At 65.0% G+C, this 14,187-nt stretch carries 15 protein-coding genes; 8 read left to right on the top strand and 7 right to left on the bottom strand.

What is annotated here, in order from left to right:
• Positions 1-198 precede the first annotated feature (198 nt).
• Positions 199-1,785: a CHAD domain-containing protein gene (locus QZY48_RS32840; protein WP_295438717.1), complete on the top strand. Its 1,587-nt coding sequence runs from the start codon at positions 199-201 to the stop codon at positions 1,783-1,785.
• A 109-nt stretch (positions 1,786-1,894) separates the two neighbouring features.
• On the opposite strand, the gene QZY48_RS32835 is transcribed toward QZY48_RS32840, so the two are convergent.
• Complete coding sequence (locus tag QZY48_RS32835) at positions 1,895-2,509, bottom strand: hemolysin III family protein (protein ID WP_295438723.1); 615 nt, start codon at positions 2,507-2,509, stop codon at positions 1,895-1,897.
• 203 nt (positions 2,510-2,712) lie between these two features.
• Here QZY48_RS32835 and QZY48_RS32830 point away from each other — a divergent pair, with 203 nt between their 5' ends.
• The 3 genes from QZY48_RS32830 to QZY48_RS32820 all read left to right on the top strand — a co-directional run bounded on the left by QZY48_RS32830 (position 2,713) and on the right by QZY48_RS32820 (position 6,744).
• Positions 2,713-4,494, top strand: coding sequence for a VWA domain-containing protein (locus QZY48_RS32830; RefSeq protein WP_295438715.1), 1,782 nt, complete (start codon positions 2,713-2,715; stop codon positions 4,492-4,494).
• A gap of 116 nt (positions 4,495-4,610) precedes the next feature.
• Positions 4,611-6,050 carry a substrate-binding domain-containing protein gene (locus QZY48_RS32825; protein WP_295438721.1) on the top strand — a complete coding sequence of 480 codons (1,440 nt, stop codon included), beginning with the start codon at positions 4,611-4,613 and terminating at the stop codon, positions 6,048-6,050.
• Between the two features lie 19 nt (positions 6,051-6,069).
• Positions 6,070-6,744, top strand: a complete 675-nt coding sequence (locus QZY48_RS32820; RefSeq protein WP_295438713.1) for a hypothetical protein — start codon at positions 6,070-6,072, stop codon at positions 6,742-6,744.
• A 143-nt stretch (positions 6,745-6,887) separates the two neighbouring features.
• Here the strand turns inward: QZY48_RS32820 and QZY48_RS32815 are convergent, their stop codons facing one another.
• The 4 genes from QZY48_RS32815 to QZY48_RS32800 all read right to left on the bottom strand — a co-directional run bounded on the left by QZY48_RS32815 (position 6,888) and on the right by QZY48_RS32800 (position 8,854).
• Positions 6,888-7,334 (bottom strand): hypothetical protein, encoded by a 447-nt coding sequence (locus QZY48_RS32815; RefSeq protein WP_295438711.1) that lies wholly within the window; start codon positions 7,332-7,334, stop codon positions 6,888-6,890.
• Between the two features lie 143 nt (positions 7,335-7,477).
• Positions 7,478-7,867 (bottom strand): acetylxylan esterase, encoded by a 390-nt coding sequence (locus tag QZY48_RS32810; RefSeq protein ID WP_295438709.1) that lies wholly within the window; start codon positions 7,865-7,867, stop codon positions 7,478-7,480.
• Between the two features lie 3 nt (positions 7,868-7,870).
• The gene (locus QZY48_RS32805) at positions 7,871-8,284 is read right to left on the bottom strand and encodes an acetylxylan esterase (protein ID WP_295438708.1); all 414 of its coding nucleotides are present in this window, start codon (positions 8,282-8,284) and stop codon (positions 7,871-7,873) included.
• 132 nt (positions 8,285-8,416) lie between these two features.
• Positions 8,417-8,854, bottom strand: coding sequence for a DUF4010 domain-containing protein (locus tag QZY48_RS32800; protein WP_295438719.1), 438 nt, complete (start codon positions 8,852-8,854; stop codon positions 8,417-8,419).
• 162 nt (positions 8,855-9,016) lie between these two features.
• Here QZY48_RS32800 and QZY48_RS32795 point away from each other — a divergent pair, with 162 nt between their 5' ends.
• The 4 genes from QZY48_RS32795 (at position 9,017) to QZY48_RS32780 (ending at position 11,384) form a co-directional block, all read left to right on the top strand.
• On the top strand, positions 9,017-9,619 hold the full coding sequence (locus QZY48_RS32795; protein WP_295438706.1) for a substrate-binding domain-containing protein: 603 nt from the start codon (positions 9,017-9,019) through the stop codon (positions 9,617-9,619).
• 25 nt (positions 9,620-9,644) lie between these two features.
• On the top strand, positions 9,645-9,899 hold the full coding sequence (locus QZY48_RS32790) for an OmpA family protein (protein ID WP_295438704.1): 255 nt from the start codon (positions 9,645-9,647) through the stop codon (positions 9,897-9,899).
• A 265-nt stretch (positions 9,900-10,164) separates the two neighbouring features.
• The gene (locus tag QZY48_RS32785) at positions 10,165-10,398 is read left to right on the top strand and encodes a hypothetical protein (RefSeq protein WP_295438702.1); all 234 of its coding nucleotides are present in this window, start codon (positions 10,165-10,167) and stop codon (positions 10,396-10,398) included.
• Between the two features lie 41 nt (positions 10,399-10,439).
• Entirely contained in the window at positions 10,440-11,384 is a 945-nt protein-coding gene (locus QZY48_RS32780; RefSeq protein ID WP_295438700.1) for a Tat pathway signal protein, read from the top strand.
• Positions 11,385-12,370: 986 nt separating this feature from the next.
• Here QZY48_RS32780 and QZY48_RS32775 read toward each other — a convergent pair.
• Complete coding sequence (locus tag QZY48_RS32775; protein ID WP_295438698.1) at positions 12,371-12,808, bottom strand: cyclic nucleotide-binding/CBS domain-containing protein; 438 nt, start codon at positions 12,806-12,808, stop codon at positions 12,371-12,373.
• Between the two features lie 457 nt (positions 12,809-13,265).
• Positions 13,266-13,727, bottom strand: a complete 462-nt coding sequence (locus tag QZY48_RS32770; protein WP_295438697.1) for a GNAT family N-acetyltransferase — start codon at positions 13,725-13,727, stop codon at positions 13,266-13,268.
• Positions 13,728-14,187 lie beyond the last annotated feature (460 nt).

Genomic DNA, 14,187 nt, shown 5'->3' with positions numbered 1-14,187 from the left:
GCTGTCGTTGTCGTAATCGAATAATCCGACCACGATTACGACAACGACAACGACGCCCGGTCCGTGAGAACGTCTGGTCGCTGTAGCCCGTAGGGTCCGCTGTGCGGACCGATGCCCGCTGGGCCGGGGCGCTGACCAAGGCCCACTCGAGGGACACTGATCCACTCTGGCGGCATCGCCGCCGACCGTACAACCAAGGTGATCGACATCGAAACCGTTTATTGGATCTCAAACCCGGCGGGGATCGCGGCCATCGCGCCCCTGGTACAAGGACGCTGGCGGCTGACGGAGGGTTCCGCCGAGACCCTGAACCGCGGCTACCTCGACACCTTCGACTGGTCGGTCTACCTGGCCGGCGCCACCCTGGAGTGGCGCAGCGCGGCGCCGCCGCCGGTGCTCATCTGGAGCGGCCTGGGGCGCGCCGACGAGACACTGGTGCAGGTCGCACCCGAGGAGCCGGGTTTCCCCGGTGACCTGCCCCCCGGACCGGTCCAGGCCCGGTTGCTCGAAATCGCGGGGGTTCGCCGCCTGGTGCCCGTCATGGGCATCCACACGCGCGTGCGGCACCTGAACCTGTGCAACCCGCGCGACCAGACGGTCGCACGCCTGGGGCTTGAGGAATCCCGCTTCCGGGACCCGCGCAGCGGCGCCACCGGCGACCTGCGACCGCGGCTGCGCATCCTGCCGGTGCGCGGTCATGCGCGCGAGGCCGAGGCCTTGCGGGACGCACTGGCGGGTCTTTCAGAACTTGAACCAGCCGCTTCGCCCCTCTTGCTGGAGGCCCTGGCCGCCGCTGGGCGGCAACCCGCGGACTACAGTTCCAAGCCCGCGTACAGCCTCGAGCCGCAGGCCCGTGCCGACCTCGCCACCGGGGAGATCCTGCTCGCACTGCTGACCACCCTGGAGGCCAACCTGGACGGGACCCGGGCCAACCTGGATTCGGAGTTCCTGCACGACCTGCGGGTAGCGACCCGGCGCACCCGTTCGGCGCTCGGCCAGGTCCGCGGGGTCTTTCCCGAGGACCAGGTGACGCACTTCAAGGAGGAGTTCGCCTGGCTCCAGCAGGTGACCGGACCCGTCCGCGATCTCGACGTCTACCTGCTCGCCTTCGACAGCTATCAGCAGGCCCTCCCCGCCCCGTTAGGCGCCGACCTGGAACCGCTGCGGGCGTTTCTCCAGTCCAGCTATGTGGGCGAGCAGGACCGCCTCGTCGAGGCGCTCGGCTCGGACCGCTTCACCCGCTTACAGACCGACTGGCGGGCCTTTCTGGAGGCGCCCGCGGCGGCACCGGCCACCCCGAACGGCGCGCGCCCGATCAAGGAAGTGGCCGATCGGCGGATCTGGGCACTGGTCCGGCGGGTACGCCGGGAGGGCCGCGCGATCCGGCCCGAATCACCGCCGCAAGACCTGCACGAATTGCGCAAGAGTTGCAAGAAACTGCGCTACCTCATCGAGTTCTTCCAGAGTCTCTATCCCAAGGAGCAATCCCGCGCCCTGATCGCGCTGATGAAGGGCCTGCTCGACAACCTGGGCGGTTACCAGGACCTGGCGGTCCAGGCCGCCCATCTCCGTGACCTGGCCCAGCGCATGAGTGACGCGGGCGCGGCGTCGCCCGCCACCCTGCTGGCCATGGGCGCCCTGATCGGCAACCTGCTGGAGCGCCAACAGCAGGCGCGGGAGGCGTTCGACCCCGTGTTCGCCGAATTCCAGGACGGGGCCAACCAACGCGCCTTCCGGAGCCTGTTTCGGCCAGTGCGCACGTCGGTGCGGACCGCTTCCAAGTGAATCGAGCGGGACGGGTTGTGTCGCCCGTCGGCACCTTGATCATCCTTCCGGCCGGCCCGCGCCGGAGTCCAAGGCTTCAGCCTTGGATATACCGGACCAAGGCTGAAGCCTAGAGATACAGCAAGATCGCAAAGTAGTGGCTGACGCTCCCCGCCAGCACGAACAGGTGCCAGATCCCATGGCACCAGGGCCAGCGGTTGTCGAGGACGTAGAAGGTCACCCCCACGGTGTAGAAAAGCCCGCCCGCGACCAGCCACGCGAAACCGGCCGGGGGCAGGGCGGCGATCAGGTCGTCCAGGGCGAACAGGATCAACCAGCCCATCAGCAGATAGATGCAGACCGACAGCAGGCCTCCGCCCCCGCCGCGCAGGGTGTCGGTGATGATACCGACGAGGGCCAGTCCCCAGACGGCGCCGAAGAGCCACAGGCCGGTCTTTCCCTTGAGGGCGATCAGGGTGAAGGGGGTATAGGTGCCGGCGATCAACAGATAGATCGCGTGGTGGTCGAGGATCAGGAAGAGCGCCTTGGCGCGCCCGCGCAGGCTGTGGTAGAGGGTCGATGACAGGTAGAGCAGGAACAGCGTCACCCCATAGACGGTGAAGCTGAGGATCCGCAGGGTCCCGCCCGCGACACCGGCCAGGGTCACCATCACGGTGACCCCGATCAGGGCCAGCACGGCGCCGACCAGGTGGGTGATGCTGTTGAAACGCTCGCCTGGGTACATCGAGGTGAGGCTCTCAAGGGCGGAGCGGCCGACGAAGTGACCGTGCCGCAACGGCGGTATCCTAGTACGGCAAGGTTGCGAGGACGTTACCGCAAGAACGCTGGACGGCGCCGCCGTTACAATGCTGTCACATTTTCCTGTCACACTTGTGCAAAGTTGCGCGGAACCCGTGCGGTCCCCCATCCATCGGCTTCGGAGGTCTCATGTCCACGGACCTGTCGCGATTCCCAGCCGCCGCCCTGGCGGTCTCGCTCCTTGGTCTCGCCCCCGGTGCCGCGTCCGCGGCGGAGGTGGAGAACCTGTGTATCCCGACGGCGAACCAAGTCGTCGTTCGCTTCACCTACGGCTCCGAGAAGGCACCCTGGATCCACGAGGTCACCGACGCCTTCAACCGGCAGGGCGAGAAGACCGCCTCGGGCAAGACCATCTGCGTCCACGCCATCCCCAAGGGGTCGGGCGACGCGGTCAACGAGATCAAGGACGGTCAGGCCGGCCCCAACGAGGTCCACGCCACCAGCCCGGCCTCGGATCTCTATGTCAACCTGATCAATTACGAGTCGTCCCAGGCGCAGGGCAAGGACCTGCTGAGGGTCGAGGGCTTTCTGGTCTCCTCCCCGGTGGTGATCGCCATGTGGGAGCCGGCGCTCGCCATGCTCGGCCCGGCCGCTCAGGTGGGTTGGGCGGAGGTCTTCAAGCGCTCGTCCGCGGGCGGCTTCCGCTACGGTCAGACCAGCCCGGAGAGTTCCAACAGCGGGCTGTCGGCCCTGGTCGCCCAGTTCTATGCGGGTGCGGAGGCGCAGGCCGGCCGGCCGATGCCGCGCCTGTCGCTCGCCAAGGTCGAGGACCCGAAGGTCCGCGAATTCGTCGCCAAGGTCCATGAGAGCGTCATCCATTATGGCCGCTCCACCGGCTTCTATGCCGAGAAGATGCGGGCCGGCGGCCCGCAATACGCGGACGCGGTGGTGCTCTATGAGAGCGACGTGATCCAGGCCAACCAATACATCCGCGACCAGGGACTCAAGTTCCCCACGCTGATGGCGGTCTATCCCAAGGAGGGTACCTTCGCCACCAATCACCCCTTCGCCATCGTCAAGCGCGACTGGGTGGACGCGGACGAGGAGGATGGGGCCAAGCGCTACTTCGCCTTCCTGATGTCCCCGCAGACCCAGGCCAAGGCATTGCAATACGGGTTCCGTCCAAGCGTCGCCCTCGACATGGACCCGAAGATCTATGCCATGGTTTGGAAGCCGGACCATGGGGTGCAGCCGTTCGAGACGGTGCACAACTTCCTCGCCACCCCGGGCGGCAACGTCGTCAAGGCCGCCCGCGATGCCTTCCGCGCAATCAAGAACAAATCCCAGGTGGTACTGGTGATCGACCGCTCCGGCAGCATGGACACCAAGTTGCGCGACAACGAGCGCGGGGTGGAGCGCTCGCGCATCGAGATGGCGGTGGAGAGTGCGAATCTGCTCGCCGGGACCCTCCAGGACAAGGACCGCCTCTCCCTGCTGCTCTATGACTATCAGGTCCAGTATTCCGAGCTGACGCCCAAGGGCCAGCCGATCGCCATGGATGCGGCCGGTAAGGCGCGCCTGGCGGAGGCGCTCGCCAAGATTCACCCGGCGGGCGGGACCGCCATGCGCTCGGCCATCGCCACCGCCTGGACCGACCTCTGCCAAGCAATCAAGGCGGATCCGACGGACCGGTCGATCCGCGTCCTGGTGGTCCTGACCGATGGAATCGACAATGCCTCCAAGGTTTCGGAAGCCGACCTGATCCGACAGATCGGCTTCGGCCAATCCGACGGCGGCGGCGGTTACTTGGGCGATCAGGCCTGCAAGATCCCGGTCTTCGGCGTCGCCTTCGGCAGCCTGGCGGACGACGCGCCGCTCAAGGCCATCAGTGCCGCGGCCGGCGGCGAGACGCGCCGCGGGGACTCCGCGGAGATCCGCGAGATCTTCAAGCGCTTCAGCGAGCTCCTGTAATCACTGCACACCCGAGGATAACCCCGATGTCAGGTTCCGCGAATTCCGCGCCAACTGAACGCCGATCCCGGTCCCCATTCGCAATACTCGGCCGCACGGTAGCCAGCACCTTGCTGGTGCTCGGTATCGCACTCGCCGCGCCCGCGCTCCCGGCGGCCGAGAAGCTGTTCGATTTCGGTAGCCTCAACGTCGACCTGTCCAAGGTCCAGGCCAAACCCGGCGCGACCCCCGGTCAAGCCGGGACCCCATCGGGCACCGCCGTGAAGGAGGCGCCGGCCCAACAATTGCCGAGCACCCCGGAGAGCCCGGCCCCGGTCGTCCTGCCGCGCGACGGTCAGGAATCGATCGGAGCGACCGTCAAGACCCAGGCGGTCACAGTCAAACCGGTGGAGGTCACCGCGGCCAAGACCGGGCAGCAGCAGGTGGTCTATCCGGTAGCGGAGGACCGGCAGGTGATCGAGGTCAAGATCGCTGCCGGCTCCGAGAAGAAGGACTGGTTCGAGGAGGCCGCCCGGCGCTTCATGGCCGACCCGGCGCGCAACAGCATCGACGGCAAGCCCATCCGGCTCACCATCGACAAGATCGGCTCCACCGAGTCCGCGGCCCTGCTCGCCGACGACAAGACCATGCACGGCGGGCGCAACGAGTATCAGGTCTGGGCCCCCGCCTCCAGCATCTTCCGCACCGTCGTGGAGGACGCCTTCACCGGCGGCAAGCTGTTCGAGACCGATGAGTCGGTGGCGCGCAGCCCCATGATCTTCATCACCTGGGAGCCGGTGCAGCAGGCGATCGACCAGAAGGTCCAAAAGTCGATGAGCTTCGATACCATAACCGAGGTCTTCTCCCGCGAGTTAGGCGGCGAGAAAATCGACCCGAACGGGCGCAACTTCCAATTCGGCTTCACCCGCCCGCAAGACTCCAACAGCGGCGCCGTCGCCCTGATCACCATGGCCTACGAGTTCTTCGCCAAGGACCGGACGCGCTACAGGGTCCGTCTGGAAGATCTCAAGAACCCCGACTTCCAGGCCTATCTGGCCTTCATGAAATACATGTCGGACCAGACCAAGGACAGCACCGGCAAGCTCGCCGAGCCGCTGATGCAGGCGGGCTATGGGGGTCAGCCGCTGTCCAGCGTCTATGTCTACGAGAACCTGGGCGTGAAGCTCGCCTTCATCCGCAAGGCCAATGACCCGGGCGGGGCCAAGCCGGTGATTCGCTATCCCAAGTACAATCTGATCTCGGACCACCCCTATTACACCTTGCGTCACGGCAATTCCCAGGCCCAGGTCGAGGCCGCGCGGCGCTTCAAGGACTTCCTGCTGACGCGCGATATCCAACTCCTGGCCCTGCAAAAGGAGGGCTTCCGCCCAGTCAGTACCCAAATCTCCAACCAGGAGATGAACGACGTGCTGGGCGATTTCGTGACCGAGAACGGACTGGTGCCGGACCTGATCAAGGCCTCCCAGATCCTCATCCCGGCCCAGAGCGGCGACGTCATCATGGCCCTGATCCGCACCTACCAGGGGCTTGGCGACCCGGTCGGACCCAATCTCTGAATCATCGAGGACCAACAACATGAGGACACAACGGCCGCCGCCGGGCACGCGGCTACCCGCGCTTTTGCTGGGCACGCTGATGGCGACCACGGTGGCCCAGGCGGCCAGCTTCGGCGATTACCTCAAGCAGTTGGGCAGCTTCTCCTTCGGCGGGAGCGAGTTCAACCCGGCCGATATGGCAGGCAACCAGAAGCAATGGGAGGATCGCGAGCGCTGGGTGAAGGAGGCCTTGGACCAGGCCTATCTGGCCTTGGCGCGCTCCGATAAGGACGTGAACCTGTTCGACTTCCAGAACTATTACAACGTGCTGTCCATCCAATGGACCCCGGAGTACCTGACCGACCCGGCCCATATCGGCAATCTCAACGCCTATGCCACCTTCACCGAGTACCTGTCGCGCTATCTCCAGGTGAAGCAGGCGTTGATTTCCAAGATCGCCGAACTCAACCGCCACTATGCAGTATTGAAGCAGATCGACCCGCGCCAACTCACCGGTCCCTTCCAAATGGACACCGGCGGCCAGGTCCAGTCCTATACCCAACAGGCCGCCGGATCAGTGGACGCCACCGCCCACCAGGCGGCCCTGGCTACCGCCGCCGGGGCGGTGGAGAAATACACCGTGGAACTGAATCGCGCCATCGACTATGGGCTCAAGCTGGAAGGCCACTTCAAGCAGGCGGCGGGGATTCAGTGACGGTGATCCAGGTCCACGGGGCTTGGTGGCTCCGCCGCCAGGTCAAGCGGCACCTTTGCGCCACCGTGGACGGCAGGGCCGCCAAGACGGCCTGCCGGGGCGGCGCCCCGGCACGAGCACAGGGGCGTAGTTGCCCCGCGATCCTACACATACAACGGCGCCATCCGCCGCCAGGATGAGCCGCGATGCGCGCGTCCGTCCCATTCGTGCAGGCTATGCCGAATGCCCTTCTCCCAGAGCAGCCGGCTGAGGTAGCGATTATTTTCGAGAAAGGGGTCCTCATTGCCGACGACCAGCACGATGTCCATCCGCCGCAGCGCCGCAAGACGCTCCGGACAGTGGAGGTTGGCGAGATACTGGACCGGGGTATGGTAATAGACCAAGGCGTCCCGATGGCCGCTGAACAGGTCGCGGAAATCGTCTACATTCAGGGTCAGGTCATAGCGCCCGGAGAAGGCCGCGACCTTCTCATGGAAGCGCCCGTCGCGGGTTGGGAATACCAGTACCTTGGCCCCGGCATGGCCGAAGACCAGCAGTTCCATGGTGCGGCCGAGCCGCTCGCTGTACCAACGGTGGTATTCGCGGTTCATTCTGGGTTACAGGACCTTGCGGAGGTGCCGGCGGCTATGTCGGGCGGCTGCGCCGAGCGGCGACAAGGGGATTCTAGCCCGCCAAGGTTACGATGACGTGACCCGCGGTTCGGCCCCGCGGGCCCTTGGTCATCCTGCGGGCCTCAAAGCGCCGGGTCGAAACGGGCGGCGGCTACATGCATGGGTTGGCGGATATGCCTGGCGGCAACGGCGGAATCGTAATATGCCAGCGTTTCCAGGACCTGACCCGCGGTGCGGGCGTAGCGCTGGACCGCAGCGGCGCTGCCCGTACTGGGCAGGACGAGCCGCCGGGGTTGGTCACCGAAGCTCGGCACATTGAGATGGCCCCAAGCGATCCGCTCGTCCCAGGCCAGGGCCATGGCCCCGATGCCCCCGCCCAGGCTGATGCCCAGATAACCGAGGTGCCCCGTCAGTTCGGGGACCAGCCCAAGCAGGGCCGAGACTCCGGTCCAGACATCCTCGACGCAGCCGCCCAGGATGTAGCGACTGCGCTGGTCGATGTTGTGGAGCACATGTCAGTTGGGGTCCTCGGAGATCGGCGGGCGGCGGCTGCGGCTCAGGCCCCGGAAGCAAGGCACCAGATAGGCAGCGTCCTCGCGGGGCAGGTCAAGGGGCGGAGCCTCGATCCCGCCGTAGCCATGGCCGAGCACGAATCCGCGCCGCGGCGGGCCATGGCGCGGCGTCAGGAGCCAACCGCGAATGGGGAAGCCGTCGGTGGAGTCGTACTCCAGGTCATGGACGCAGAAACGCGGATGGGCCTCGCCGGAGGACCGAAGCCGGGGGTTGGGCGCCACCCCGAGGCTGCGGTGGTAGCGACCCCGCCAGAAGGCGGCGAAATCGGCGGACTCGGGCGGTGGCTCCACGGCGAGCAGGTCATCCAGGCTATAGCCGCAGCTGGGATCGAACGCGTATTCGTGGGCGAAGGGCATTGACGGACTGGCTCAAGGGGCGCGCATCAGGCCGCAAAGTATGGTCCCGTCTCGCCCCGGCGGTCTAACGTTTCTCCAGTCGAGCCGGGGCGGCACAGACAATACCGAGAGTAATCGGCGACGCGGGGGCAGTCACCACAACGTGATCCAGACCGCCACTGGTCCGACGACGGCGGCCACGGCCAGCGGCAGGGCGACGCTCGCCCCGAGTCGCCCGCCGCTGATGGTGGTCGCCATGCCGCCTTTGACCAGTGAGTTGGTCGCCGCCGCAATGACGATGCCGGTGACGACGGTTTGCAGGTCCAACCCGGTCCGGGTCATTCCGGCCAGGGACAGGGTGATGGCATCGACGTCGGCAATGCCCGAGGCGGCTGCCAGGGCCAGGACGCCGACCTGGCCAAGCCAGATCTCGACCCCCTTGGCCAGGACCATGACCAGGGCCAGGAAGGCGCCGAGGCCGACGGCCGCGGTGAGTTCCAAGGGATTGGTCAGGCTGGCGGCGGCGGCAAGTCGTGGTGGGTGCTCGGCGCCATCTTGGCCCTGCTGACGACCGGGCTCGGCGCTTGGTATCTGAACCAGCCTACCGAGTGTGAGAAGCCCTTGGTACGGAACGCGGTCAGTAAGGCATGTGAAGCGCCGACGCCCGTGCCATGCCCACCACCGGGAGTGCTCGACGCGACGACCAACATCTGCCGGACCCCGCCGTCTCCAGAGCCCTGTACTCTGCCCGAGATGTGGGACCCAGTCACGGGAACCTGCAAGGCGTCACCGAAACCCCCAGCGGTCGCAGAAACCCTGCTGCGCTTCCACGGCTCCAACACCATCGGCGGCAAACTGCTGCCGGCCCTCGCCGAGGCATTCCTGAAGCAGGAAGGCTACAGCAACGTCCATCGCGTGGAAGATGCCAAGGCAGAGGAAAGCTTCATCGTCGGCGAACGCAACGGCTTTCCAAAGTCCAATGCCAGCGAGCATGTCCTGGCGCTCGACGGCATTGCCGTTATCGTTCATCCATCCAACCCGGTCAAAAGCCTGACCCTGGTTCAACTCGCCGATATCTTCAGCGGCACCATCACCAACTGGTCTGCAGTCGGTGGCCAAGCCGGGACTATCGCCGTCAATGCCCGCGACAACAAGTCCGGCACCTGGGATTTTTTCAACGAGGCAGCGCTGATGAAGCAGGATAAGTCCCTCGCCGCCAATGCCGAGCGTTTCGAGGACAGCAAAAAGCTCTCCGAGTCGGTCGGCAGCGGTCCGCTGGGCATCGGCTTCATCGAACGCAACGGCGGAACTGCCAACCCGATTCCGTTTTCGCACGGGCACCTCCGAGCTGGATAGCCGGGCCAATCGCGACATCGGCCGCGTGAGCGGCATCATGCAGCGGGGAGACTTTCAGGGTCGCTCCCTGATCCTCCTGGGCTTTGCCGATTCAAAGGGTAGCCGCAGGGCAAATTGCACCCTCTCCCGGGACCGTGCCGAAAGAGTGAAAGCGGAACTTGTTATGGAAGGCTTAACTGTGGAGCAGGTCGCGGGTCTGTGCGACAAGGCCCCGGTCGCGTCGAACGACACGCCCGAGGGAAGAGAAAAGAACCGGCGGGTCGAGGTGTGGGTGAAATAGAACTGCATGGGTGCGCACATCGTTCCCGTCGATTCCCAGGCGGCCGGCGTGCGGGCCGGCCCGGCGGAGGGCTGACAACCACGAAAGGACGCGATGTCTGTGGGCGGGTCACCGCCCCTGCACGGGTCTGGCTGACCGCGGAGGCATCGGCGCAGCCGCCCACCTCGCCCACGGGGACTTCGCCATCGAGTGCGGCTTCGAGCGCCGTGCCATTGCGGAAATTCAGGAGGAGATCCACTGGATCTGCGAGGCCGCGCATGTCGCGGTGATTTGGGCCACTCAGCTCTTGGAAGCCCTGGCCCAAACCTCGCCATCGCGCGCCGAGTGTGTCATGCTCAACATGGGCTTAAATGTCGTAGCCGCGGTGCGGGTCCTGGACGACTTCCTGCGGCGGGTGCAGGCGCATCACGCCAACAAACGATCCATGCTGCGGAAGTTGCACCTGGCCCACATGCTGCTGGCCGAACCGGATGCGGGCACCGATCAGGGACGCCCGTAAGAATCATGCGACTTGAACAGGTTCAACCCATGTCAGGGCCAATGCGCGAACTGGTCCGTTATGCCTCACTGGCAGCGAGTGGACACAACACCCAGCCATGGCGATTCGCGATCACCGAAGACGCAATCGAAATCCACCCGGACCTGGCCCGGAGTCTCCCGGCCGTCGACCAGGATAACCGGGAACTCTGGATCAGCCTGGGCTGTGCGCTGGAGAATCTGCTGATGGCCGCCCGCGCCGCCGGGTATGCGCCGCAAGTGACTTATCCTGATACGGCGGCCCTGATCCAGGTCCGTTTGACAGCGGACACCCCGCAGGGCAGCCCGTTGTTCGAGGCCATCCCAACGCGCCAGAACACGCGCTCGGAATATGACGGCCTGCCCGTCAAGGGCGCTGACCTTGACCAGGTGCAGGCCGTACCGCTGGAGCCCGGGATCGCGTTACGCCTGGTCACCAATCCCATCGAAATGAATACGGTGCTGGAGTATGTCAGCCACGGGAACCTGCGCCAGTTTGCCGATCGCGCCTTTATGGCCGAGTTGATTTCCTGGCTGCGCTTTAACCAGACGGAAGCCTTGGCGTCCCGCGATGGTCTGTATTCAGCCTGTGCGGGCAGGCCGCAAGTACCGCGCTGGCTCGGGCGTCTGGTGGTGGCTTGGACCAAGCCGCAGCGGCAAGCCGATGCCGATGCCAAAAAGGTGCGCAGTTCACCCGGGGCCGTCGTGGTGACCTCGGAATTGGAAGGTAAGACGGCGTGGGTGCGCGTTGGGCAGGTCTATGAGCGTATGGCACTTACCATGACCTCGCTGAACATCAGGTCGGCCTTCCTCAATCAGCCGATCGAAGTACCTGATATTCGCGGTCAGTTCCAGACGGCCATCGGACTTGGCCATGCGCTGCCCCAATTGCTGCTGCGCTTCGGCTATGCCGAACCAATGCCGCGATCGCTACGCCGTCCGGTTGCGGAAGTGCTTCTCAGCACCTAGCGCAGGCGGATGCCCGTTTGGTTGCCGCCGCCCTTGGTCTCTATCGCGGCGGCCCGCGGTCGGCACGACGACCAGACCGCCGAGCGGGTCCCGCAAGCAAACCGCGGCCTTGATCATCACTGCGATCGCCAGGCGTCGCAGGTCAAGCCCTTGAAACGCTCGCCTTGGTACATTGGGTACAGTGACGTTTGATCGGCGAGGATCAGCCGACACTCAAGGGCGCAAAGGCCATGGCGCCGGCCCCACCGTGCTGTGTGATGAAGACACCCGGGGATCAGCAATCGGGTGTGCAGCGGGGTCCATGGCATACCAAATGCCCGAGACGACGCTGACGGTGACCCAGAGGATGGATTTCGGACCCATGATTGTGCCTCTGCCTGAACAGGCACTAACCATCTTTCCGGCCACTGGAACTCGCGGTGGTGCATCGCGGCCTGGGGCCGCTCCTACGGCAAGGCAGTAGCCGCTGGATGCGACGAATTTCATCACCAGCGCCTTGGCCTCGGCATGGCCGATGGCCAGAAGCCCCATGGCACGGCCGAGTCGCTCGATGGACCAACGGTGGTGTTTGTGGCTCATTCTGCACTGCCAAACAGGCCGTACGGTAACGTAAGGGATTCTAGCCCGCCAAGGTTGCGATGACGTGACATCGCTTGCCATGGAGCACAAGCCAGTTGGGGTCCTCGGAAATGGGCGGGCTGCGTCTTGACCTTCGCAAGTGGGGCACCCGAGCGGTACCGTCATCATGGGGCAGGTCCGGCGGCGGATCAACGAGCCTGCCTGAGCCATGCCCCAGCACGACTGCGCGCGTTGGCGGTCTGGAGCAGTGCGTCAGGAGCAAGCCGCTAATCGGGAACCCGTCAATGGATTCAAATTCCAGGTCTTCGCTGAATTCCACAGCAAGGAAACAGGCGCTATTGCCGTCACCCGTGCGGCCGCGCCCACGGCTCGATGTCCGTCCGCTGGGCGTGGTCGCAAAGAAGGGCTCAGGCGGCTGCGGATACGAGTTCCCGCTGTGCCGTCTCCCAGTTCTGCCACATCATCCAATAATCGGCTGGGATATCTCGGCAGGATAGGATCCCCACCACCTGTTCCCCTTCAAGTAGCGGCAGGTGCCGAAATCGGTGTTCGAGCATGATCGCGAGACTCTCGACCAGAGATGCCCCTACACCGATCGTTATCGGATCCGGGGTCATGACCTGAGCGAGGCGCACCGACGTGGGGCGCAGGTCCTGGGCGACGACGCGATTGAGCAGATCGCGCTCGGTGAAGATCCCGGCGAGGCGTCCGCCGAACCCTAGCACGGGGATGGCCCCCACGCGCCGGGCGGCCATCAGCGTGGCTGCCTCCTGCACCGTCGCATCGGGATTCAGGCTTACCATCTCTTGACCACGGATCAGTGCCCCAACGGATAGATAAATCATCGACTGCCCCTCATCGGTTTCGTTGCCATCCCCCGCCCCCCGGGCGCAGATTCCTCGACCCGTTGCACGCTGCCGGCCGTTCCCCGGACGCCTGCCGTGTGGCTCCCGGGCGGGATTGGCAGCACTCGAAGGACCATGACACGCCTCCCGGCGGATAAAGCGCCCAGACAGTATCCGGCCGACATTGCCGCACGCCCCCAGGGACAGGTACTTTTTCGGCCGACATATCCGACCACTGAGGTAAGGTATAGCACGTCACAGAACCTTAATACAACCAGTATATTAAGGTGATCTTCGGATTGGTCGTTACTTCGCGGGATCATCGCGACCGGGTGCGACACCTGGATGCCCGCTCGCGCCCGAGAGTTCGCCTTCCCGCTCAAGGCGAACGATCGGTCCGGGGCCAAACTGGTGATCCGTTGACTCGCCCTGGCCGTCGACACCTGGTGTCACCCGGCTAAGGCTCCGGGAATTCAAGCACCATCAGCGTGCGACCCTCCGCCTCGTCTTCCCGCAAGGGTCTGAATCCGTACCCGGCAAAGCGCTTCTTGTGCGTGGTGGAAACGAGTATGCACCCGGCGGCGAAACCCTCCCGCACCCAGTCGATGCGGGCCTGGACCAAGGCCTTGGCGACACCCTTCCCACGCGCCGCCGGCGCAACCGCGGACAGGTAAAGAATATGGGTATTCGAGGCCCAATCCGCGCTTTTGACACCCCCTACGCCGACCACCTCATCGCCACGATAGGCGACGAAGAACTTGCGATAGAACAGATTGGGCGTCGGCGCCAGTTCCGCCCGAATGCGCTGCTCATCGTAACGGGCGGGATTATCGAACGCCTCGACGAGCAGCCTGACCGCCGTCTCATGGGTCCGTTCGTCCCCGTGAAGCAGCTCTTCAATCCGTGGTTCGTGTTTCATTTCGTCCTCTCGCGATACCCCCAGGTTGCTGCCGCATCCGCCGGATGACTGTCCCCAAGGTCTCGGTAACGCCAAACCCGCCGGTGGCGACCAACCGCTAAGGAACGGTTCACTAATAAGTTAAACACTTCCATTAGGGACTGCCTATAGTGACATTTTCGTTGTCGTTGTCGTTGTCGTTGTCGTTGTCGTTGTCGAGTCTACCGTACTCCCCGGATTCTTTCCCACCCCAAAGTACATCGCTTCTCCGATCACGAACACGACAACGACAACGACAACGATTGTGTCTCGACTTTGGCCATTTTTGCAGCTGGGCGCGGGCCCCGCACATGACGCCACGGCGGTGCCGAAACGTGTGCTGAGCCGGGGTTGCGGCGGCCGATCGTCGCGGCCAGCCGCCGTCCACTGGCGGGCGTGACCCGCGACGCGGTACAGGGGGAGGCAGGCGGGCCACCAACGG

The organism is uncultured Thiodictyon sp. (assembly GCF_903828115.1).
In the GTDB taxonomy this organism is placed as follows: Bacteria; Pseudomonadota; Gammaproteobacteria; order Chromatiales; family Chromatiaceae; genus Thiodictyon.
Note: the sequence above shows the minus strand (reverse complement) of the source record. Positions and strands in the feature narration are given on the sequence as shown.